Origin of the sequence: Cellulomonas sp. HZM, assembly GCF_000708885.1 — a bacterium.
In the GTDB taxonomy this organism is placed as follows: Bacteria; Actinomycetota; Actinomycetes; order Actinomycetales; family Cellulomonadaceae; genus Cellulomonas.
The window spans coordinates 1-22,052 of record NZ_JEOE01000022.1; the positions used below are offsets into that span (position 1 = coordinate 1).

Sequence of the window (22,052 nt, forward strand, 5' to 3'; positions counted from 1 at the left end):
ACGTGCACGAGCGGCAGGCCGTGCTCACGGGCCCGGGCACGGCCGAGGGGCCCCAGGCGCGGGTCGCGCCCGGGGCCCGCCCGCCCCCCGGGGCCCGCCCCCCCCCGGCCCCCCCCCGCCCCCCCGCCGCCCCCCCCCCCCCCCCCCCCGGGGCGCCGCCCCCGCCCCCCCCCCTCTTGCTTGGAGACCCCCGTGTCCGCCTCCGTCGCGGCCGCACCCGCCGGTCGCGGCGGGGCGGCGGGGGCTGCCCGCGTCGTAGGGCACGGGGGCACCGCGTCCGGCGCACGCGACCTCGGGACGGACGCGCGCGGCGGATGGACGGCGTCTGCCGCCGCCGCGCACGCCGGCGCGCCCGAGCCGCAGGTCTCGTCGCCCGTCGCGCCGGGTGCGCACGCTCCGCGTGACGCCGTGTCGGCGCCCGCCTCCGTGCCGACCGGGCGGTCCTCGATCGGGACCGGGCCTGCGGCGTCCGGGCTCGCAGGGTCGGGGCTCGCAGGGTCGGGGCTCGTCGGGTCAGGGCTCGTCGGGCAGGGGCTCGTCGGGCGTGGTGCCGAGCCGACGACCGCCGCCGACCAGCCCGCCGCGCTGCCCACGAGCAGCGGGCGTGGGCTCGCGGGGGCCGTGCGGCGCGCCCTCGGGCGGTCGCTCCCCGCGGCGCACGCGAGCACGGGTGACCCGACCGCACGCGTGCGACGGCTCGTCGCGCCGTCCGCACCCGCCGTCGCGGCGCTCCGGACCCCCGAGGGGTCGACGACCGCGCCGCTCGCGACGAGCACCGCGACACGGTCCTCGTCCGCCGCGCGGGCGGGGACCGCCACGTCGTCGCCGGCCGTGCCGCACGCGGTCGCGACGACCCCGGGGCCGGGCGCGCCCGCCCAGTCGTCGGCCGCTGCCTCACCTGCGTCGTCGCCGCCCGCGTCGTCGCCACCTGCCCCGTCGTCGTCGATCGCGTCGTCGGTCGCGTCGTCGGGGCTCTCGTCACCGGGTGCCACCACGCCCGCGGGAGCGCCGACGACGGCGACGGACGGGGCCACGACGAACGCGGCTGCGGACGGGGCGACGACGAGCCCCGCGCGGCTCGTGCCGGACGCCGCCGACCGCACCACCGCCGCGAGCGGCCCACCCGCCGCGGTACGCGCCGCATCCCCGGCCGCGAGCCCGAACGCGACCGCACCCGCCGGTGCTCCGGCCTCGCGGCTCACGCGCGACGGCACACCTGCCGCACCGCCGCTGCGCCGGCTCACGCTCTCGTCGTCGCGCGCGGACGCCCTGCCGGGTGCGGGCCACCGTCGCGCGGGCGACCGCCCCGCGTGGTCGGACGACGCCCGCCGCGCGATGGGCATCGAGCACGCGACGGTGCGGCGTGCGACGGCGCGGCGGCTGACCTCGCCCACGGCTCCCGCCACGTCCACGACGATCCGCGCGGCTGCACACGCCGGCACCCCGGCGCCCTCCGCGGCGATGGTCGCGCACCTCGGTGCGTCGCCGCAGGCCGCCGGGGACCGGCCGCTCACGGCGACGGCCTCCGGGCCCACCGGCGGCGCCCGCCGCACCCCTCAGCTCCCGACGCAGGGCCCCGTGACGGTGCCCGGAATCGCTGCCGCACCCGCTCCGTCGGCACCCTCGCTGACCGCCACCGCTCGCTGGGAGCGCCCGGCGCCGGCCGCGCACGGCGCCCCCGGGTCGGCGCTCGCGCTCATGTCGTCGGTGCCGATCCGCCCCGCGTCCGGCGCGTCGGCCGCTCCCTCGCCCGCGAACCTCGGCGCCCGTGCGGTCGCCGGCCAGCGCGAGCGCGCCGGCGCGCAGGGCGGCGGCCACGGCTCGACGCGCGCCGGGGGCTCGGGCGCGGCGCACGGGACGACGGTCCGCCGGTGGCTCGCGGGAACGGTGCCGGGCGCGCCCGAGCGCGGGCGACCGCGCCCCGGCGCGGTCTCGCCGCACCCGGCACCGCGGGATGCCTCGCCGGGCAGCCCGGCGGGGGCACCCGGCACAGCAGGGGCGTCCGGATGGTCGTCAGCCGCTCCCGGTGTCCCGGCCACACCGGTCAGCGCGGCCGGCGCGGCGCAGGCGCCCGCGATGCCGTCGTCGTGGCGCGTCGTCCCGCCACGCACCGCGGGGCTGCGTCCGGCGTCCGCGCCGACGATCGGCGCGGCTCGCTCCGCCGTCACGGCCGGCACGTCCCCCGGCCCCGCCGCGACGCCACCGGTACCCGCGTCCGCGGGTGCCATGACGCCCGCCGCCGCGATGGCAGCGGCTGCCGCCGCAGCGAGCGGCCCCTCGTCGTCCCAGCCCGCACGCCCGGGAGGCCCCATGTCCTTCGTCACTCCCGCGCTCGCGGCGCCCGTGCACGCCGACGAGGCGCAGCCCGGGGCAGCCGCGCAGGCGGCGATCGTCGCCGCGGTCGAGGAGCGCATGCTCGCGTGGTTCGGCAGGTGGCAGGACGAGGAGCTCGACGAGCGCGTGCTGCTGCTCGTCGAGCGCCGCCTGCAGGAGGAGACCGAGCGGCGCTCGTGGCGCCGCGGCACGGAGGTGTTCTGATGACCGGCGTCGAGAAGGCGTTCCTCGAGATCGAGGGCGGCCAGCGGGTGCCCTGCCTGTTCAACCCGTCCGAGCTGCAGCTCACGCGCTCGAACTCGTGGGCGGGCGTGCCGATGCCAGGCCGCGGCGTCCCGCGCCTGCGGTACACGGGCGCGGTGTCGGGCGTGCTCAAGGTGGACCTGTTCTTCGACACGACGAGCGACGGCACGGACGTCACGGCGCACACGGGCAAGATCGTCGCGCTCATGGACGTGGACCCGAAGCTGCCGGGTTCCGACGAGGCGAGCCACAACCTGCGCCCCCCGTACGTGACGTTCCACTGGGGCGACCTGCACTCGTTCAAGGCCGTCGTCACCGACCTCGACCTGACGTTCACGTACTTCTCCGGCACCGGCACGCCGCTGCGTGCGACCGCCGCGCTGACGCTGCGCCAGTACGAGGAGTCGCAGGCGTTCGGACGGCAGAACCCCACGTCGGGCACGCCTCGTCCGCACCGTGTGCACCGCGTGCAGTCGGGCGAGACGCTCGACCGGATCGCCGCGACGTACTACGGCGACGCGACCCGCTGGCGCACGCTCGCCGCCGCGAACGGCATCTCCGACCCGCTCTCGATCCGCCCGGGCTCCCTCATCAGCGTGCCGAGGTCCGACCAGTGACGGTGCGCAACGAGCTCACGATGACCTGGCCGCGGATCACCGTGGCCGGCCAGGAGCTGCAGGAGAAGTGGCTCGACCGCCTCGTCGAGCTGCGCGTGCACCACGGTCTGCGCAGCATCGGGCGCGCGACGCTCACGTTCACCGACCCCGGGTACGAGCTCGCGCAGGACTCGGCGCTCGCGGTCGGGGCTCGCGTGTCGGTCGCGTCCGCGGTCCGCTCGTCGGACGTGCTGCACGCAGGCACGGTGACGTCGGTCGAGACCGAGCTCGCGCCGCGCGACGGCGTGCGGCTCGTCGTGACCGTCGACGACAAGGCGCTCGAGATGACGCGCTCGTCGGGCGCCGCGACGTACCACGAGACCACGCTGAGCGCGCTCGTCACGACGCTCGCCCAGGAGTGCGGCCTGCGTGCGACCGTGAGCGGTCTGCCCGCGACGACCGTGCCGTTCCTGCTCCGCAACGACACGCCGCTGGGGCTGGTCGACGAGATCGCGACGCGCTACGGCTGCGACTGGGTGGTCGAGGGCGACGCGCTGCTGGTGTGGGCGGCCGCGACCGCGAACGCGCCGGACGCCGGCACGGTCACGCTCACCACGCAGCGGGACCTGCTCGCGCTGTCCGTGCGCCAGGTGAGCGACGCGCCCACCGAGGTCCACGTGCGTGGCTGGGACCCCGCGGCGCAGGAGGCGGTCTCCGCCACCGCGACGTCGCCCGACGCGCGCTCGGGCCGCGCCCCGGCGACGCCGAGCGGCAAGAAGTTCGTGCGCACCGAGGCGCACGTCGGCGCGTCGACGCAGGAGGAGGCGAAGCTGCTCGCGCAGGGCCTCGCGGCGCGCACCGGGCGGATGGTCGCGCGCGGCCGCGCGCTGTTCACGCCCGCGCTGACCGTGGGCGGCACCGTCACGATCGCCGACGCCGGGCCGACGAGCGGCGCGTACTACGTGCGCGAGGTGACGCACGTGGTCGACGCGAGCGGCTCGCGCACGTCGTTCGTCGCGGGCGACCGCGACCCCGTGCGCCTGGCCGACCCCTGGACGCAGGACCCCGCCCCCAGCTTCCGGCGCTCCGGGCTCGCGGTGGGCGTCGTCGACAACCTCCAGGACCCCGGCGCGCTCGGGCGCGTGAGCGTGTCGCTCAGCACCGCGTCCGACGAGGCGAAGTCCGCGTGGGCGCGGGTCCTGCAGCCCGGCGCCGGCAACGGGCGCGGGCACGTCTTCCTGCCCGACGTGGGCGACGAGGTGCTCGTCGGGTTCGAGAACGACGACGTGTCCCGCCCGGTGGTGCTCGGCGGGCTGTACGGGCAGCGGTCCAAGCCGAGCCGGGCGGTGGTCGACGGCAACGGCAAGCTCGTCGCGCACGTCATCTCGACGCGCAGCGGGCACGTCGTCGAGCTCAGCGAGGGCGAGGCGGAGGGCGAGCAGCACATCCTGCTCAAGCTCGCGAGCGGCGCACAGCTGCGCGTCGGCAAGGACGAGGTGTCCCTGTCCGCACCGGACGGCGTCCCGCTCAGGCTCAGCAGCGGGGGTGCGTCGATCACGTTCGACGGGAACGGCAAGATCACCCTCGACGCGAGCGAGCTCGCCGTCTCGACCAAGCAGGCCACGACGATCTCGGCGCAGGGCGACGTCTCGATCACCGCGGTCAAGGGGTTCCAGGCGAAGGGCACGACCGCCACGCTGAAGGCCGATGCGAAGGGCAGCGTCGAGGCGTCCGGCATCCTCGAGGTCAAGGGAGCGATGGTGAAGATCAACTGATGTCCGAGACTGCGCTCCCCTCCTCCCCCGACTTCGTCGGCCGCGGTTTCGCGTGGCCGCTCGGCGTCGACCACACCGGATCCCTCGCGCTCACCGCGCCCGGCGGCGACCTCGAGGACTCGATCCGCGTGGTCCTGCTGACCGCCCCCGGCGAACGGCTCATGCGCCCCCAGTTCGGGTGCCGCATCTGGGACCTGCTGTTCGAGCCGGTCAACGCCAACCTCATCGGCCTCGTCTCCCAGGCGGTGCGCGACGCGCTCGCGCAGTGGGAGCCGCGCATCGTGGTCGAGGACGTCCAGCCGGTCCAGGACGACGACGACGCGGGCCTGGTCCGCATCGCCATCACCTACCGTGTGCGCGCGACCAACGACCGCCGCAACCTCGTGTACCCGTTCTACGTCATCCCCCGTGAGGACGCCTGATGCCGCTCGACCCGCCGCACCTCGACGACCGCTCCTTCCAGGACATCGTCGACGAGACCAAGCGGCTCATCCCCCGCTTCACGCCGGAGTGGACCAACCACAACGTCTCCGACCCCGGCGTCGCGCTCGTCGAGCTGTTCGCGTGGATGTCGGAGATGGTGCTGTTCCGCGTGAACCAGGTGCCGGACCGGATGTTCGTGCACTTCCTCAACCTCGTCGGGATCGAGCCGTTCCCCCCGAGCGTCGCGCACGCGGACCTGACGTTCTGGCTCTCGGCCCCGGCCGAGCGGCCCGTGCGCGTGCCCGCGGGCACGCAGGTGGCGACCGTCGGCGAGGAGCCCGTGGTGTTCTCCACGTCGGCCGAGGCCGTGGTGTCGCCGCCCGACCTGGTCGCGGCGCTGGCCGGCACCGCGCAGGGCCAGCTGCACGACGTGTGGGAGGACCTCACCGTCCCCGGCGCCTCCGCGCTGTGCTTCCCGTCGGACCCGGTCACTCCCGGGGACGCGCTGCACCTCGGGACACGCGCGTCGCTCGCCGGGTACGCCGTCCGGCTCGAGCTCGCCGCGCGCGCCGAGGGCATCGGCGTCGACCCGCGCAACCCCCCGCTCGCGTGGGAGGCGTGGGACGGCGAGGCCTGGGTCGCGTGCCAGGTGGAGTCCGACGGCACGGGCGGGCTCAACAAGTCCGGCTCGGTGGTGCTGCTGGTCCCGCAGCGGCACGAGCCGCTCGTGCTCGGCGGGGAGCTCGCGCACTGGGTCCGGGTGCGCCTGACCCGCCCGCAGCCGGGGCAGCCGACCTTCCAGGCGTCGCCGCGGATCTCGTCGGCCTCGCTGCAGGCCGTCGGGGTCACGGTCCCCGCGGAGCACGCGACGACGACGCCCGCGGAGCTGCTCGGGCACTCGACCGGCTCGCCGGGGCAGGTCTTCGCGGTGTCCGTGGCGCCCGTCGCCGCGCGGCGCGAGGGCGAGGAGGTCGTCGTCGTCGACCGCGGTCGCGCGCAGGCCTGGCAGGAGGTCGAGGACTTCGCGTCCTCCGGGCCGGGAGACCGGCACGTGGTGTGGGACTCGACCACCGGCGAGGTGCGGTTCGGCCCCGCCATCCGCCACCCCGACGGCATCGTGCGCCAGCACGGCGCGGTGCCGGCCGACGGCGCCGAGGTGCGCGTCACGGCCTACCGCACGGGCGGCGGCGCGCGAGGCAACGTCGGCGCGCGCACGCTCGTCGCGCTGCGCAGCGGCGTGCCGTTCGTCGCGTCCGTGACCAACGCGCGCGCCGCGACCGGGGGCGTCGACGCCGAGTCGGTCGCCGAGGCGAAGCTGCGCGGCCCGCTCACGCTGCGCACGGGCCAGCGTGCCGTGACGGCGTCCGACTTCGAGGCGATCACCCGGCAGGCGTCGGTCGAGGTCGCGCGCGCCCGGTGCCTGCCCGCGAGCCGCAGCGGCTCCTCGACCGTGCGCGTGCTCGTCGTCCCCGCGCTGCGCACCGACCCGCGCGCGCACCGCATCGACGACTTCGCGCTGTCCCCCGAGCTGTTCGACGCCGTCGCGGGGGCGCTCGACGAGCGGCGCACCGTGGGCGTCGCGGTCGAGGTCGGCACGCCGTACTACCAGGGCGTGAGCGTCGCTGCGCTCGTGCGCTCGCTCCCGGGCCGCCCCGCCGCGATGGTCCGCCAGCGCATCTCCGACGCGCTCACGCGGTTCATCCACCCCCTCACGGGTGGCCCCGACGGGGGCGGCTGGCCGTTCGACGCGCCGCTCACCGCGACCGCGGCCGCGCAGGTGGTCGAGGGCATCGACGGCGTGCTCGCGGTCGACGAGCTGCAGCTGTTCGAGTACGACCTGCGCACCGGCCGGCGCATCGGCGGCGGGCGCGAGCAGATCGCGCTGTCCGACAACGCGCTGTTCCTCTCGGCGGACCACCGGGTCGTCGTGCGATGACCGGCCGCGCCCCCGACTGGCTGCTGCGCCAGCTCCCGCACGGGATGCTCGCGGAGGACTTCTTCGTGCGGTTCGTCTCGATCTTCCAGGCGCAGGCCGAGACGCTGCTGCAGCACGCCGACAACCTGCCCCACCTGGCCGACCCCGACCTCACGCCGCCCGCGATGGTGCGCGAGATGGGCCGCTGGCTGGGGCTCGAGGGCATCGACGCGTCGTACCCCGAGGCCGCGCAGCGCCAGATCCTGCGGACCGCGTCGGCCACGCTGCAGTGGCGCGGCACGCTCGCGGGCCTGCGACGCCTCGTCGAGCTGTACTCGGACGGGCCCGTGCGGGTCTCCGAGAGCGGAGGCGTGTTCGCCGAGGGCGAGGCGCCCGACGACGTCGCATGGGTCGTGGTCGAGACGGCGTCGACCGGTCCGCTGTCCGAGGCGGACCTCGTCGCGCTCGTGCTCGACGAGATCCCCGCGCACGTGCACGCCGAGGTCCGCGTCGCGGGCCGAGTCGTGTGGCCGCAGCAGGCACAGGAGCACGAGAGCGAGCTCGCGTCATGACGGACCTCCAGCACGGCACCCCCGGCACGAGCAGCACGAGCGGCACCGACGACGCCGCGACCCTCGCCGTCACGTGCCCCGAGTGCGGCACGGTCACGCGCGTGCGCGCCGACCGCCGGCTCGCGAGCGACTTCTGCCCGTCGTGCGACTACCCGCTGTTCTGGGCGCGGCCGTCCGCCGGTCCCGCCGTCGACGAGCAGGGCGACGACGCCCGCTGGCGCGCACCGGGCACGAGCGGGACCTTCGCGGCCGCGCCCCTGGCGTGCCCCGCGTGCGCCGAGCTCAACGTCGCGACCGCCGCGGTGTGCGTGCGGTGCGGCGCGAGCATGACACCGCCGCCCCCGGTGGTCGTCGCGCCTCCGCCGCCCGCGCCCGTCGTCGTGGTGCAGGCGCCGCCCGAGCAGATCCCGTGCCGGCACTGGCCGACCGGGTGGGTGATCGTCGTGACGGCGGCCGTGACCGCCGCCGTCACGCTCGCGATCGTCTGGCTCGCCTGACGCCCGTCACGGCGTCCCGCCACCACCACCGCCACCACCGCCACCGCCGCCGGTCGCCGCGGGCGTCTGCGTCGCCGCCGACGTCGAGCCCGCCCACGGCGAGGTCCCGGTGAACACCGCGCGCACGCTCGTGCTCGCCGCGAGCGCGGTGCCCGGCGTGCAGGACGCCTTCGCGCTCGCGATCGCGACCGCGACACACCCGGACACGTCCGTCCACGTGGTGCCCTGGCGGTACTGGAACGTCACCGAGCCCGCGAGCGCGCCGCCCCCGGTCGCGGTCTTCGCGACGGTCGCGACGAGCGGGACGTCGCTCGCGTCGAGCGTGGTCGTCGTCCCGCGCAGCGCGGCGCTCACGCCCGTCACGGCCACGGGACCGGCGGCGGCCCACTGGCCGTCCCCGGAGTAGGACACGCGCAGCGTCTGGCCGCCGGCCGCCCACCCGGAGGTGGACGCGGTGAGGGTCGCGGTCCCGGTGCCGCTGAGCGTCGCGGTCGCGATCTGGCTCCACGTCGTGCCCGCGTCGGTGCTGCGCTCGAGCACCGCGGAGCCGCTCGTCGCGGGGTCGGAGCCGGCCTTGACCAGCACCTTGACCGTCAGCGAGTCGCCGATCGGCACGGCACCCGGCGAGTCGGTCACCGTGAGCGTCGTCGTGCGCGCGGACAGCGCAGCGGTGACCAGCTGGTGGTCGGCGCCCGCCGCGACGTTCGGCGAACCGGACGGCGTGACGGTCGTCTGCCACCCGCCCGTGCCCGTGAACGTCACGGTCGCGCCGGAGTCGCGGATCCACACCACCGAGTCGCCGCCACCGACCGCGACGAGCACGTCGCGTGCCGTGCCGCCGACGGGAGCGACGTGCGCGGTCACCGTGTCGGGCGTGCCGCTCACGCTCGTCGTCGCACGCAGGCGCACCTGCGTCTCGGCGGCGTCGATGCTCACGGCGTCGTCGTCGGGCAGCGTCACGGTGGTCTCCCACACACCCAGGTGGCCGGACGGGCCGGACAGCCGCACGGTCCACGTGCCCGCGGGCAGCTGCGTGAACGAGGTGACGAAGTCGTCCCCGGAGCGCACGACGGGCTGCGCTGCGGGCGAGGCGGGCCCGGACAGGCTCACGAGCGCACCCGTCAGGTCGGACGACGAGCGGACCGTGACCGCGAGCGGGTACGTCTGCTCGGTGAGGGTGAGGTCGACGACGAGCCCGTCGCCGGGTTGCAGCACGACGGCCCGTGTCGCCGAGAGCCCGCCCTGGCTCACCTTGAGCGTGTAGGCGCCCGCCGCGACGCTCGCGAAGCGGTACCGCCCGTCGCCGTCCGTGGTCGCGGTGGCGTCCGGTGCGCCGGCCGCGTCGGGGTCGAGCGTGACGGTCGTCCCGGTGACGGGTGCGGTCGTGCCGCCGGCCGACTGCTTGAGCACGACGCCCTGCACCGAGCCCGACGGCGCCGTCACGGGCACCGTGAGCGCGCGGGTCTCGCCCGCGGCGACCGCGACCGGCGTCGACAGCGGCGAGTACGACGCACCCGAGATGTTGAGCGTGTACGTCAGGGGGGCGAGGTTGTCGAACACGTACAGGCCGGTCTGGGGCGTGCAGGTCGACGTCGGGTTCGACGACGGGCCGCACGTCGGCTCGAGGTCGATGTCGTTGGTCGCGTCCGTGTACGTCAGCGACATCGTCAGGCCGTCGACGCCCGCGCCGCCGCTCGTCGCGAACACCCGCAGGCGGCCCGCCACGGGCGTCATCTGGATGGTCGGGGCGGTGACCGTCGTGGCGCCGGGCGCGACGTTCACCGTGGCCAGCGGCGCAGCCTCGTAGCCGGGTGCCGTCGCGGTGACGCTCCACTGGCCCGACGTGAGCCCCTGCCGGTCGAGCGTGCCCGTCACCGAGTACGCGCCGCCCGTGCCGGTGGTCGTCGTGAACGGGTCGGTCCCGGTCTTGGCCGCGCTCACGGCCGCACCGACGACACCCTGCGTGAGCGTCGGCGTGATCTGCGCCTGCACGACGCCCGAGATCGTCGCGAGCCGCGTGAGCGTCAGGGTCGCGGGCGCCGCGACCGTCTGCCCGGGCGAGACCGTGATCTCCCCCGTGAACGTCTGGAAGCCCGCGGCGCGCACCTGCACCGGGTAGGTGCCCGGCGCCGTCTCGCCGAAGTCGACGTAGCCGTTGCCCGGGAGCGCCTCGCGGCGCTCGTCGATCCCGGCACGCGTCAGGATCACCGCAGACTGGTAGACCGGCCCCTGCACGCCGGTGGAGACGTCGGGTGCCTGGAGCGCGACGCGCAGCATGCCGTACCGCTTGAGCGTCAGGGACACCGCTGCGGGCGTCTCGCCGGGGCGGACGTCGAACGTCACCGTGTCGCCGAGGTAGCCGGCCAGGCTCGCCGCCACCACGTAGTGGCCGGGGCGGATCAGGCGGCCGTCGCCGTCGACGGGCTGCGCCGAGTCGTTCCAGACGAGCGCACCCGTGCTCGTCGCCCGGACCGAGAGCTGACCGACGCCCGGCGGCGCCTGGCGCACGTCGAACGTGATGTCGTCGTACTCGTCGGCCGGCGTGCTCGACCCCTGCAGCTCGACCGTGCCCGTGAAGCTGCGGCCCAGCGGGGTCAGCGCGACGGGCGCGAGGTTGGTGGTGTCGACGCCGTTGGCCGAGTAGTCGGCGTAGCCGTCGGCCGTGATCCGCAGGTCCATGCGCTGCTCGATGAGCGCGAGCGCCGTGACCGACGGGTCGGTGGAGCAGCCCGTGGCCGCGGTGCAGACCGTGAACGTTCCGTCGGGTCGCGTCGTCGCGACGGGGACGCCCGTGGACTGCACGGGCGAGACGCCGCGGTAGCCGGTGACTCCCGACACCGTGACCTTCGCCCCCTGGACGGGCGTCTCGCTGTCGCCGCCGAGTAGCGTCACGACCTTGCCCTGCACGTCGGACGCACCCTTGGTGAGCACGACCTGCGTCTGCACCTCCTGGTTGAGCCCGACCTGCACCCCTGTCACCTTGCCGCTCGACGAGCCGGTGGCCGACGACGCCTCGACCGTGTACGACGCGCGCGGCAGGCGGCGCAGCTGCACGACGCCGTCGGTCGTGGTCCCCGTGACGTGGATGCCGCCCGCGGCGGTGAGGTCGACCGATGCGTCGTCGGCCGGGAAGAGGGCACCCGTGCCGTCCGTCGAGTAGACGCTCACGGTCAGCACGCCGAGCCGGTCGAGCGTCGAGTCGACGCGGCGCAGGTCGCCCGGGGTGAGCGTCACCGACACCGGGTCGGGTGCGACGTACTCGCCGCCCTGCTCGGGCATGACGTAGACGTCGTAGCCGCCCGAGCTGAGCCGGTCGATCTCGTAGGAGCCGTTGACCCCGATGAACGAGCACGCGCCAGCGGCAGCGGTGCAGCGGCCGTCGGTCTTGCCGCACGGGTGCGCCGCGTCGGGTGCCGCGCCACCGTGCACGACGGCCACGACGCACGTGGTGGTCGGGACGACGCCGACGCGTGCGGCGACCGAGCCGACGATCGAGGGCGACGGGTAGAGCGCGACGGTCGCCGCCTCGACCACCTGGCCCATCGGGACGGTCACGTCCACCGTGCCCGGCTCGTAGCCGGGGGCGGACAGCTGCAGGCGGTACAGCCCCGGGTACAGGCCGCCCTCGCCCGCGCGCGGCAGCTCGTACGGCTGGTCGGGATCGGAGCGGACCGTGACCGTCGTCGGCGCCTGGCCGGGCACCTGCGTCGTCGTGGTGACCGTCAGCTCGCACTTCTCGCCCGGCAGCAGGTTGGGGCACGTGAGCCGCGCGCCCGTGCTCGCGTCGGTGGCGCGGCCCCGGATCTGCGACGTCGCCGTCAGGCCGTCCCCCTCGAGCGCGCGCAGCACCAGCCGGGCACCGGCGTGACCCGAACCCTTGACCGTCACCTGCGCCGACGCGGGCTCGTGGCCGAACGAGTCGGCCGTGAGCGTGTACCTACCCGCCGGGATGCCGTCGAAGCGGAACGTGCCCTGGTCGTCGGACGCGGACATCGTCTTGAACGTGCCGCCCGGACCGGTGAGCGTGAGCCCCGCCGCGGCGACCGGCTTGCCGGAGTCGTCCTTCGCGGTGCCGCTCACCGTCCCGCCGAGCGACGACACGGTGAACGACGCGGGCGCGCGCCCCTTCGACGTCAGCCGCAGCTGGTGGGTCTGCGTCGCGTACCCGGGGGCCGACAGCGTCACGCGGTACGTGCCCGGGACGGGCAGGTCCGGGAGCACGAAGGCTCCGCGGTGGTCGCCCGTGACGGTCGTCGCGGTGCGGGTGACCGACCCCGCGGTCGCGGTGACGGTGACCCCTCCCAGGCCGCCCTGGCCGCCGAACGAGTCGCGCCCGCGCACGCTCCCGGACAGCGTCGTCACGCCCGCCTCGAGCCGCAGGCCCACGGTGCGCTCCCCCGCGGCGGGCAGCGTCACGAGCGCGGCCTGCGCGCCCAGGTCCGTCGAGCTCGCGCTCACCAGGTACGTGCTGGGCGTCGACAGCCCGTCGACCTCCCACCGGCCCACGTCGCCGGTCGTCGCGGTGCGCGTCGTGACCGTCGTCGTGCCGTCGGAGATCGTCACCAGCACGCCGCCCGCGCGTCCGGACGGCCCGGTGACCGTGCCGCTCAGGCGGCCCTGGCCGGGGACGAGCGCGAGCTCGAGCGGCGACGCGGCCGCCTGCGCACCCGTCACCCAGAACCGCTGCGTCTCGTAGCCGGGCTTCGCGACGGTGATGAGGTAGCGGCCCGTGGCCGAGAGCCCCGCGAACGCCCAGGCGCCGTCCGAGCCCGTGGTGGTCGTCAGGCGCTGGTCGGCGACGTCGGTGCGCTCGACCGGCAGCGCGAGCGCCGAGACCTTGCCGACGGGTCCGTCGGCGGACCTCGCCTGGCCGCCGGTGGCGGAGCGCGCGAGCGACGCCGCCGCACCGACGACGCTCCCGACGAGCGAGCGCGCGGCGGCGACCGTCGACCGCACAGCCCGGTCCGCGCGGTGCGCGACCGCGGCGACGACCGTGGCGTCGTCGCCCCCGCCGGCCGTGCCCGAGGAGCCCGACGCGTCGGTGCTCGTGCTGCTCGATCCGCTCGATCCGGCGGAGTCGTCGTCCGACGAGTCCGCGGCCGTGAGCGCGCCCGCGGGCACCACCTGCACGGTGACGCCCGAGGGGTCGCTCGACGTCACGACCCCGGCGACGCGCACGCCCTCGTCGTCGGCCCCGGAGCCGTCGTCGGACCCGGACCCGTCGCCCGAGCCAGAGCCGTCACCCGAGCCGGTACCCGAGCCGTCGCCGGTTCCTGAGCCGGTGCCCGAGCCGGTTCCTGAGCCGCTCGTCGCCGGCGCGGTCGCCACACCGGCCTGCTGGTCCACGCTGCGCCCCGAGCCCGAGAAGCGGTCGGAGAGCCACGGCAGGGCCGCGATCACGAGCCCGACCCACAGGATCGCGACCGTCGCGACCGCGACGCCGCGCAGGAGCGAGCCGCCGAGGAGCGGGCGGGCCGTGAACGACCCGTCGAACCGCTGCGGCGCGCGGTCGCCCGTCGCCGTGACGTGGAACCCGGCGCGGCGCACCGAGCCGAAGACGCGGGGGCGGTGCACGCCGGCACGCGCGCCGACGCGCACGCTCGCGTGCGGCTCGACGACGAGGTCGCGGCGGTCGAGGCGGACGAACGCGCCCGACCGGTCGTCGGCGCGTGCGTCGAGCCGGACGCGTGCGGGCTGGTCACCGGTGTTGGCGAGCACCACCTGGACGCGGCGCGAGCGCACGGCACGCGAGTCGGCGGGCTCGACGCCCAGCACGAGCCCGCTCGCGCCGTCGACGCGCACCGAGCCGTCGACGAGGGTGGTCGACCTCTCGCCCGCGGTCACCGACTCGACCGCGACGACGAACGGGTAGTCGCCGGGCTGCGTGCCGACGGGCGGCAGCAGCGTGAGCTCGACGCTCACGGTCGCGTCGGGGGCGACGCCGGGGACCGCGACCGGGACGGGCAGCCACGCGCCCTCGAGCCCGACGACCGAGACGACGAGGTCGAGCGGTGCGGACGTGACGTTGCGCGCGTGCACGCGCAGCACGGCGGCGTCGCCGGGCGTCGCGTGCGCGCCGGGCTCGACGAGCGCGGACGTCGCCGCGCCGCCCCCACGGGGTGCCTTCGCCATCGTTCCTCCTCGTCGTGCTGTCGTCGGTGCCGTCGTCGGTGCTGTCTTCGGTGCTCTCTTCAGGGCCGCCGTCAGGACGGCGGGACCGTCACGTCCACGCGTCGCTGGTCGCTCGGGCTGAGGGTCTGCGGCGACGAGGTCCCCAGGACGCTGCCGTCGGCGGTGACCCGGATCTCGACGATGTAGCTCTCGGGGGCGTCGACGCCCTCGAACGCGTACGTCCCGCCGTCGTCGGTGATCGTGGTCGCGACCGGACCGGCCGCGGTGCCGTACTCGGACGCGCGGTAGAGCAGCACCGCGACGCCGTCGGCCGTCCCGCCGCCCTGGTAGCGCACGGTGCCGTAGACGCGCGCGGGCGCGACGAGCGTGGGCGAGACCGTCTTCTCCTGCGCGGCCGCGAGCACGACGATCTGCGACGTCGCGCGCGTCCCGGGGCGCGAGAACGTGACCGTGTACGTGCCCGGTTCGAGGCCGTCGACGACGTAGGTCCCCACCTCGTCGGACGGCGTGGAGGCGGTGTAGGTGACGTGCTGCGTCCCGCCCGAGCTGACCGTGACCTTGACGTTCCCGACGGGCTCGGCGTCGGCGCCCTGCGTCGCGGGCTGCTTCACCGTCCCGACGATGCGCCCGTTCGCGGCGCGCATCGTGACGTCCACCGCGGTCGCCGACGTCGCGCCGGCGGTGACGTTCCCGAACGCGTCGACGCTCACCGACACGACCTGCGACTCGAGGTCGGCGCGCGCGAACGTCACGGTGTACGTGCTCGGCACGCGCAGGCCCGAGAGCTTCCAGCGGCCCGCGGGCTTGGTGGACTGGGTCACGGTCTGCAGCGTGAGCGAGCCGTCGGTCACGGTCACGCTCACGCCCCCCGGGTCGCCGCCGGGGATGCTGACCTGCCCCCCGAGCGTCGCCTCGTCGCGTCCGAGCACCACCGCGACGCCCGTGAGCGCCTGGCCCTGGGTGAGCGTGAGGTTGAGCGTGGTGGGCGCGTACCCGTCGGCGGACACGACGACCGTGTACGAGCCGGGCGTCGGCAGCCCGCGCACGACGAACGACCCGACCGCGTCCTGCGTGAGCGACACGGTCTCGACCACCACCTGGCCGTTGCTCGCGACGACGGTGGCCCCCGCGAGCGGCCCGTCGAGGCCCGAGACGGTCCCCGCGATCGACCCGTCGCCCTGCGTGAGCGAGATCTTCACGCCCGTGCGGTCCTCGCCCGCCGCCACGTCGACGCGCTGCACGGTCGACGCGAAGCCGTCCTTCGTCACCACCAGGTCGTACACGCCCGGCGAGGGCAGGTCCGCGACCTCGAACGTCCCCTCGGCGCCGATCGGCACCGAGCGCACGACCGCCCCGGAGGTCGCGGTGGGAGCGGCCTCGCCGGGCTCGGCGGGGGTGCCCGCGAGCGGGCCGGTGTCGAGCGGCAGCTCCACCGTGAGCTTCGCACCCGCGACGTCGGTCCCGCTCACCGTGCCGGACAGGCGCGCGGGCACGCCGCCGACGAGCACCTTGAGGCCCGTCGCGGCCTGGCCGGTCTGCACCTGCACCTGCTGCGCGTCGGCCTGCGTGGGCGCCGCGGGGTACCAGGTCTCGGCGAACCCCGCGCCGCGCACGCGCAGCGTGTAGGTGCCCGCGGGCAGCCGGTCGAGCGCGTAGCTGCCGTCCTTCGCGGTCGCGGTCGTGAGGATCGGGTTCGCGGGGTCGTCGGCGAACGCCTCGACGGACACGCCGCCGACGCCCGCACCCGTCGACAGGTCCGTGACGCTCCCGGCGAGCGAGGACGTGCCCGTCGTCGTCTGCACGTCGCGCGCCTGCGCGACCTGCAGCGCGAGGTCGCGGTCCGCCGCGGAGCGCCCCACGACCGAGCCGAGCGCGATCGTGATGACCACCGCGAACGTGCTCAGAGCGAGCAGCAGCCCGAGCAGCGCGAGCACCCCGCGCGAGAACCGGGGCTTCTGCACGAAGACACCGGCGGCCGCGGGCGGCGCGTCGGGCGGGGGCGCGGTCGGGCCGTCGACCCGCAGCTCGAACGGCCGCAGCCGCGGGTCGCCGACGAACGGACGACGGGCCCGCGCGCGCAGCGCGAGCGCCGTGCTCTGGCCGGGGGGGACGCTGTACTGCGGCGGCTCGAACGTGAACGCGACCGCGGCCTCGGGGTCGCGTGCGACGAGCCGGCCCACCTGCACGGTGTTGCCCTCGTTGTGCACGAGGACCGAGAACTCCGCCACCGCTCCCGCGGTGACCGTGGGCGGGTCGAGCCGGACCGCGGTGCGCGGTGCGGCGGGGACGTCGAGCACGACCTCCTCGACCGCGACCAGGCCGGGGTCCGTGAGGTCGCGCACCTGGACCGCGACGCGTCGCTCGCCCGCGGGCAGCCCCGGCGGGAGCGTGAGCACCACGGGCACGACGCCCGTCTCCTCGGGGAACAGCCGCAGCTGGGGCTCGTCGACCCGCACCCAGGACGGGTCGGCGCCCAGCACGCGCACCGCGTAGCCGCCGATGAGGTCCGAGGTGTTGGTGACCGCCGCGACGACCGTCGTCGGGACGCCGGGCTGGACGACGACCCGGCGCGGGTCGAGCTCGAGCCGCACGTCACCCACCCCCGTAGGGCAGGTCGCGGCGCGTGCTGCCGCCCCCGGAGACGGTCACGACGGACGTCGCGACGACCGCGTCGTCGACCCGCACCGTGAGGGTGTACTCGCCCGCGGGCAGGTCGGCGAGCACGTACGTGCCCGCGCCGTGCGCGCCTGTCTGGGTGGTCGTGACCGCGCGCGTCGTCGGGCCGGTCGCGGTCACGGTCGCGCCGACGACCCCGCCGTCGGCGTCGCGCACGCGCCCGGTGACGGTCCCGACCGCCGACGACATCGTGACGTCGACGGGCGTCGCCGGGCCGGATGCGGGCACCGCGACGGGGAGCGTCACGGACGCGTACCCGGCCCGCTCGAACGTCAGCGTCACCGACGCACCGCCGGTGAGCCCGGTGAGCGTGAACGCGCCGACGTCGCCGGCCGTGAGGGTCGTCGTGCCGGTCCCGCCCGAGCCTCCGCCGACCGAGACGGTCACGCCCCCGATGCCCTTGCCCGTCGCGTCGCGCACGTGGCCCGTGACGGTCCCCGCCCCGCCGGCCATCGTCACAGCGAGGTCGCTGCGCTGCTCGCCCGCGGCGAGGTCGACGACGACCGTCGTCGGGCTGAACCCGTCCTTCGAGAACGTGAGCACGTACGTGCCGGGGGTCGGCAGGCCGGGCAGCACGAAGCGTCCGACCGAGCCGACCGTCGGCGTGCCGACCTCGAGCTTCTTGCCCCCGGACGTCGTCGTGACGGAGACGCCGCCGAGCGGTGCGCCGCCCGCGCTCACGGTCCCCGCGATCGAGCCGGTCCCCGCGCCGAGCCGCACGTCGAGCGCGAAGCGGTGCTGGCCGCCGAGCACGCGCTCGGTGGACGTCGTCGGCTGGTAGCCCTCGGCGGTGAACGTGAGCTCGTAGGTCCCGGGCGCGGGCAGGTCGGTGAACGTGTAGCCGCCGTCGGCGTCGGCCGTGGTGTCCCACGACTCGCCGGGGTCCGCGCCGCTCCACGCAGCCCGTGCGGTCACGGTCACGGGCACGTCGCCGTCGGCGTCGCCGACGTCGACCTTGCCGGACAGCGTCGCGTCGTGGCCGGTGATCGTGAGGTCGGCACCGCCCGTGACCTCGCGCGCGACCGCGGTGACCTCGCGCGCCGCCTGCTGCGTGCGCGCCGCGGGGTGCCAGACCGTGTCGTACCCGTCGGCCTTCACGCGCAGCAGGTACGGGCCCGGGAACAGCCCCGACATCGTGTACGTGCCGTCCGACTGCGTCGCGGCCGACGACACGGTGACGAGCCCGTCGCGCCCCTCGCGCAGCGCGACGACGGTGATGCGCCCGACGCCCGCGCCGTCGGCACGCCCGCGCACGGTCCCGGAGATCGTGGCGCCTACGCCCGCCGGCAGCGGACCGTCCTTGGCGAGCGCACCCGCGGGCGCGGCACCGGCCGCGTCGGTCCCGGTGCCCTGCTCCCCCGTCGCGTCGCTCGTCTCGAGCGCCGCGAAGAACGACGCCGGGGCGACCTTGGTGTACGGGTCCGCACCCAGCACCTGGCGCGTGCCGAGCAGGAACGCGAGCGCCCACGCGACGACGATCGCGAGCAGCACGAGCACCGTGACCAGCCCGCGGCTGAACGTCGAGCGCTGGCGCAGCACCAGGTCCACGCCGTCGCTCGCCCCGGGCGCCTCGGCGAGCACCGTGACGGGCCGGTCCCGGTCGGAGCCGAGCAGCTGGCGCGGGCCGCGGACCAGCACGGTCGTCGTCGCGACGTCACCCGCCGGGACCGTGAGCGTCGAGGGGGTGAGCGTCGTGCGGACCGTGCGGTCGCCGTCCGCGGCGCGCAGCGCGACGTCGAGCGGCACGTTGCCCTCGTTGCGGACCTGGACGGTGAACCCCGCGCGCCCGCGCGTGCGCACGAGCGAGGGCGTCGCGTCGAGGCGCACCGAGGGACGCGCGGGGACGACGATCTCGACGTCGTGGAACGCCTCGCGCGCGCCCGGCGCCCGGCCGGCCACGACGAACGTCACCGGGTACGTGCCCGAGGGGAACTGCTCGGGCACCCCGACCGTGAGCGTCACCGCGCCCGCGGCCTCGGGGAACAGCGCGAGCGCCTCCGGCTCGGCGCGCACGGTGGCGGTCGGGACGCCGAGCGCCCGCACCGACAGCTGCTCGATGACCTCGGAGGTGTTCACCACCTCGAGCGGGACGACGCCGGTGCCGCCGGGCGGCACGTCCAGCCGCTCGACGGTGCTGCTCACCCTCACGGGCGGCCCAGCCTGCCGAGGACGGGCTCCACGCCGGTGACCTCCGGCGGCGCGGTCTGCCAGTCGTACGCGTCGGCGGCCACCGTCACGGTGAGCGTGAACGACGCCTTGAGCGAGCCGCCGAGCGACGACCACAGCTCACGCGGACGGTTGAGCTCGTCGGCCGCGAGCGCGAGCTGCACGGGCGACGCGGGCGGCCGCGCGAGGTGCTCGGCGGGCAGCACCTGGTGCGCGATGAGGCGCGTGAGGACGTCGCCGAGCAGGCCGTGCTCGTCCCGCGGCGACCCCGCCCACGCGCTGACGAGGTAGCTCAGCTCGACCATCGGGAGCGGGAACCGGCGCTCGGTGGTGCCGTCGGCCGCGGTGCGCACCTGTGCCGGGCGCGGCGGCTGCGGGCTGCGGCTCACGCGGTACAGGAACAGGTTCACGGTGAGGCGGTTGACCTGCGCGGACCACGTGCTCGACGGGGCGTCGAACGACACGTCGCCCTCGTCGACGGCGAGCGGCAAGGAGGCGCGCAGGAGGCGTTCCAGACCGTCGTCGATCGTGGGGATCAGCACGTGGTGCGCTCCCCTCTCGTCCTGCGCGCGCGAACTGCGCCCGGCCGGGCCGGGTCGTCTGACGCTAGGCAAGGCGGTCCGGGACGGGCATCGGTAATCGCTACCGAAGTTGTGCGCGCGCGGTTCCGCGGGGGTCGGCGAGGCGGCATGATCGGCCCGACGCGGCGACCCGCGTGACCAGCGTGACCAGGCGTGACTCAGGACTGCGGCGAGGACGGGCATGACGACGAGCGGGACCGGGCAGCGCGTGCGCGCGGCCGTGGCGCACGCCGTGCACCGCCGTCTCGAGCTGCCGGCGTGGCCCGCGGCCGACGCCGCGACCGCCGCGCTCGGCGCTCTCGAGCAGGACGCCGGTGGGCTCGCGGACGCGGATGCCGCGCTCGACGAGGTCGCCGACCTGTTCGGCCTCGACGTGCACACCGCGGCGCTGCTGGGGGTCGCGCAGCTCGCGGAGGTGCACCCGTCCGGGCACGTGCTCACGGGTCTGCTCTCGGGGGACCCCGCGGCGGGCCGCCCCACGGTCGCGCTCGGGCTCGAGCTCGCGGGCCTCCCGGTGGGCGACGCCCGCGCCCGCACGCTGCTCGACGACGCGGGGCCCCTGCGCCGCACGGGCCTGCTCGACGTCGACGGCGACGAACCCCTGCCCGCCCGCCGCCTGCGCCTGCCGGACCGCCCCGCCGCGAGGCTGCTCGGCGTCACGGCGACCCCGCCTGCGCTCGACCGGCTCCTGCTCGACCCCGTGCCGGCCGAGGCACCCGGTGCGGCGGAGGTCGCCGCGGCGCTGCGGGCCGGCGAGCAGCTCGTGTGGGTCCACGCACCGCTCGGCACGGCCGGCACCGCGGTGGCCGTCGCCGCGTGCCGTGAGCTCGACGTCGACGTCCTGGTCGCGGACCTCGAGCGGCTGCCCGTCACGCCGACTGCGCCGCTCGACCCCCTCGTGGTGCGGGACGCGGTGCGCGCGCTCGCCCTGGAGGCGGGGCTGGCCGGTGCGGTGCTCGTGCTCGCGGGCGCGCACCTCGCCGGGCCGCACCTCGTCGAGCTGGACCGCGCCGTGGTGCCGGTGGTGGCCGTGGGCCGCACCGCGTGGGCCGCGCACTGGGGTCTGCCGCTGCCCGCCGCGGTCGCCGCCGGCCGGCTCACCACCGCGGCGCGCGGCGAGCAGTGGGAGCGCATGCTCGGCGCCGGTGTCGCGACGCGTGACGTGCTCGCGCTGCGGCTCACGCCCGAGCAGATCGACGCCGTGGCGCGCCGTGCGCTGCGCGACGCCGCGGCCGACGGTCGGCCCCGCCCGGACGGTCCGACGCTGCGCGCGGCCGCGCGGCGGCTGTCGAGCAGCGGCTCGGCGCGTGTGCGCTCGTCGTCCGGTCCGGGCGCGACGCTCGACGACCTCGTGCTGCCCCCGCACACGCGGGGCGAGGTCGAGCGCCTCGTCGGCTGGGTGCGCGACCGCGACGACGTGCTCGCGCTCGGCGACCTGCACGGCAAGGGCGGCAAGGGCACGGGCATCTCGGCGCTGTTCTCGGGCAGCCCCGGCACGGGCAAGACGCTCGCCGCGCACGTCGTCGCCGACTCCCTGGGCGCCGACCTCTACCAGGTGGACCTGTCCGCGGTCGTCGACAAGTACATCGGCGAGACCGAGAAGAACCTCGAACGCGTCTTCGCGCACGCCGAGTCGCTCGGCGCCGTGCTGTTCTTCGACGAGGCGGACTCGCTGTTCGGCAGCCGCTCCGCGGTCAACGACGCGCGCGACCGGTACGCCAACCAGGAGGTCTCCTACCTCCTGCAGCGCATGGAGGCGTCGGAGGGCGTGACGATCCTCGCGACGAACCTGCGCGGCAACCTCGACCCCGCCTTCGCGCGGCGGCTGCACTTCATGGTCCACTTCCCCGACCCCGACGAGGCGACGCGCGCCCGGCTGTGGACGCACCACCTGGCCCAGCTCCCGACCACCGACGCGCAGGACCCGCCCGACGTCGACCTGCTCGCGCGCTCGCTCGAGCTCGCGGGGGGCGACATCCGCAACATCGTCCTGGCCTCGGCCTACGACGCGGTCGCGCAGCGCCGCCCCGTCGCGATGCGCGACCTGCGGCTCGCGGCGAACCGCGAGATGGCGAAGCTGGGGCGGCGCGTGGCGCACCCCGACTGGGACGCAGCTGCGTAGCGATTGCCGATGCCACCGGC

12 protein-coding genes are annotated in these 22,052 nt (G+C 76.3%); 8 read left to right on the forward strand and 4 right to left on the reverse strand.

The features are described from left to right. Positions 1-192 precede the first annotated feature (192 nt). The 7 genes from AW16_RS0111935 to AW16_RS0111965 are packed head-to-tail and all read left to right on the forward strand — an operon-like array spanning position 193 to position 8,355. Complete coding sequence (locus tag AW16_RS0111935; RefSeq protein ID WP_029290666.1) at positions 193-2,538, forward strand: hypothetical protein; 2,346 nt, start codon at positions 193-195, stop codon at positions 2,536-2,538. Beyond that, the gene (locus AW16_RS0111940) at positions 2,538-3,194 is read left to right on the forward strand and encodes a LysM peptidoglycan-binding domain-containing protein (RefSeq protein WP_029290668.1); all 657 of its coding nucleotides are present in this window, start codon (positions 2,538-2,540) and stop codon (positions 3,192-3,194) included. The genes AW16_RS0111935 and AW16_RS0111940 overlap by 1 nt, the downstream gene beginning before the upstream one ends. Positions 3,195-3,214: 20 nt before the next feature. Further along, positions 3,215-4,948, forward strand: a complete 1,734-nt coding sequence (locus AW16_RS17180) for a phage baseplate assembly protein V (RefSeq protein WP_156044155.1) — start codon at positions 3,215-3,217, stop codon at positions 4,946-4,948. Beyond that, positions 4,948-5,370 carry a GPW/gp25 family protein gene (locus tag AW16_RS0111950; RefSeq protein WP_029290721.1) on the forward strand — a complete coding sequence of 141 codons (423 nt, stop codon included), beginning with the start codon at positions 4,948-4,950 and terminating at the stop codon, positions 5,368-5,370. Before AW16_RS17180 ends, AW16_RS0111950 begins: the two co-directional genes overlap by 1 nt. Beyond that, positions 5,370-7,307, forward strand: coding sequence for a putative baseplate assembly protein (locus AW16_RS0111955; protein ID WP_029290670.1), 1,938 nt, complete (start codon positions 5,370-5,372; stop codon positions 7,305-7,307). Before AW16_RS0111950 ends, AW16_RS0111955 begins: the two co-directional genes overlap by 1 nt. Then, a complete protein-coding gene (locus AW16_RS0111960) occupies positions 7,304-7,858 on the forward strand; it encodes a phage tail protein (RefSeq protein WP_034648977.1) in 555 nt (184 codons plus the stop codon). Before AW16_RS0111955 ends, AW16_RS0111960 begins: the two co-directional genes overlap by 4 nt. Then, positions 7,855-8,355, forward strand: coding sequence for a hypothetical protein (locus AW16_RS0111965; RefSeq protein WP_029290674.1), 501 nt, complete (start codon positions 7,855-7,857; stop codon positions 8,353-8,355). Before AW16_RS0111960 ends, AW16_RS0111965 begins: the two co-directional genes overlap by 4 nt. Before the next feature lie 6 nt (positions 8,356-8,361). On the opposite strand, the gene AW16_RS0111970 is transcribed toward AW16_RS0111965, so the two are convergent. The 4 genes from AW16_RS0111970 to AW16_RS0111995 all read right to left on the reverse strand — a co-directional run bounded on the left by AW16_RS0111970 (position 8,362) and on the right by AW16_RS0111995 (position 19,871). Beyond that, entirely contained in the window at positions 8,362-14,487 is a 6,126-nt protein-coding gene (locus AW16_RS0111970) for a carboxypeptidase-like regulatory domain-containing protein (RefSeq protein WP_051681901.1), read from the reverse strand. Positions 14,488-14,558: 71 nt separating this feature from the next. Continuing rightward, a complete protein-coding gene (locus tag AW16_RS0111985; protein WP_029290678.1) occupies positions 14,559-17,087 on the reverse strand; it encodes a carboxypeptidase-like regulatory domain-containing protein in 2,529 nt (842 codons plus the stop codon). After that, positions 17,080-19,311: a carboxypeptidase regulatory-like domain-containing protein gene (locus AW16_RS0111990; RefSeq protein WP_156044156.1), complete on the reverse strand. Its 2,232-nt coding sequence runs from the start codon at positions 19,309-19,311 to the stop codon at positions 17,080-17,082. The genes AW16_RS0111985 and AW16_RS0111990 overlap by 8 nt, the downstream gene beginning before the upstream one ends. Then, the gene (locus AW16_RS0111995; RefSeq protein WP_029290682.1) at positions 19,308-19,871 is read right to left on the reverse strand and encodes a DUF4255 domain-containing protein; all 564 of its coding nucleotides are present in this window, start codon (positions 19,869-19,871) and stop codon (positions 19,308-19,310) included. Before AW16_RS0111995 ends, AW16_RS0111990 begins: the two co-directional genes overlap by 4 nt. 220 nt (positions 19,872-20,091) lie before the next feature. Between AW16_RS0111995 and AW16_RS0112000 the strand changes: the two genes are divergently transcribed. Then, entirely contained in the window at positions 20,092-22,032 is a 1,941-nt protein-coding gene (locus AW16_RS0112000) for an ATP-binding protein (protein WP_051681902.1), read from the forward strand. Positions 22,033-22,052: the final 20 nt, after the last annotated feature.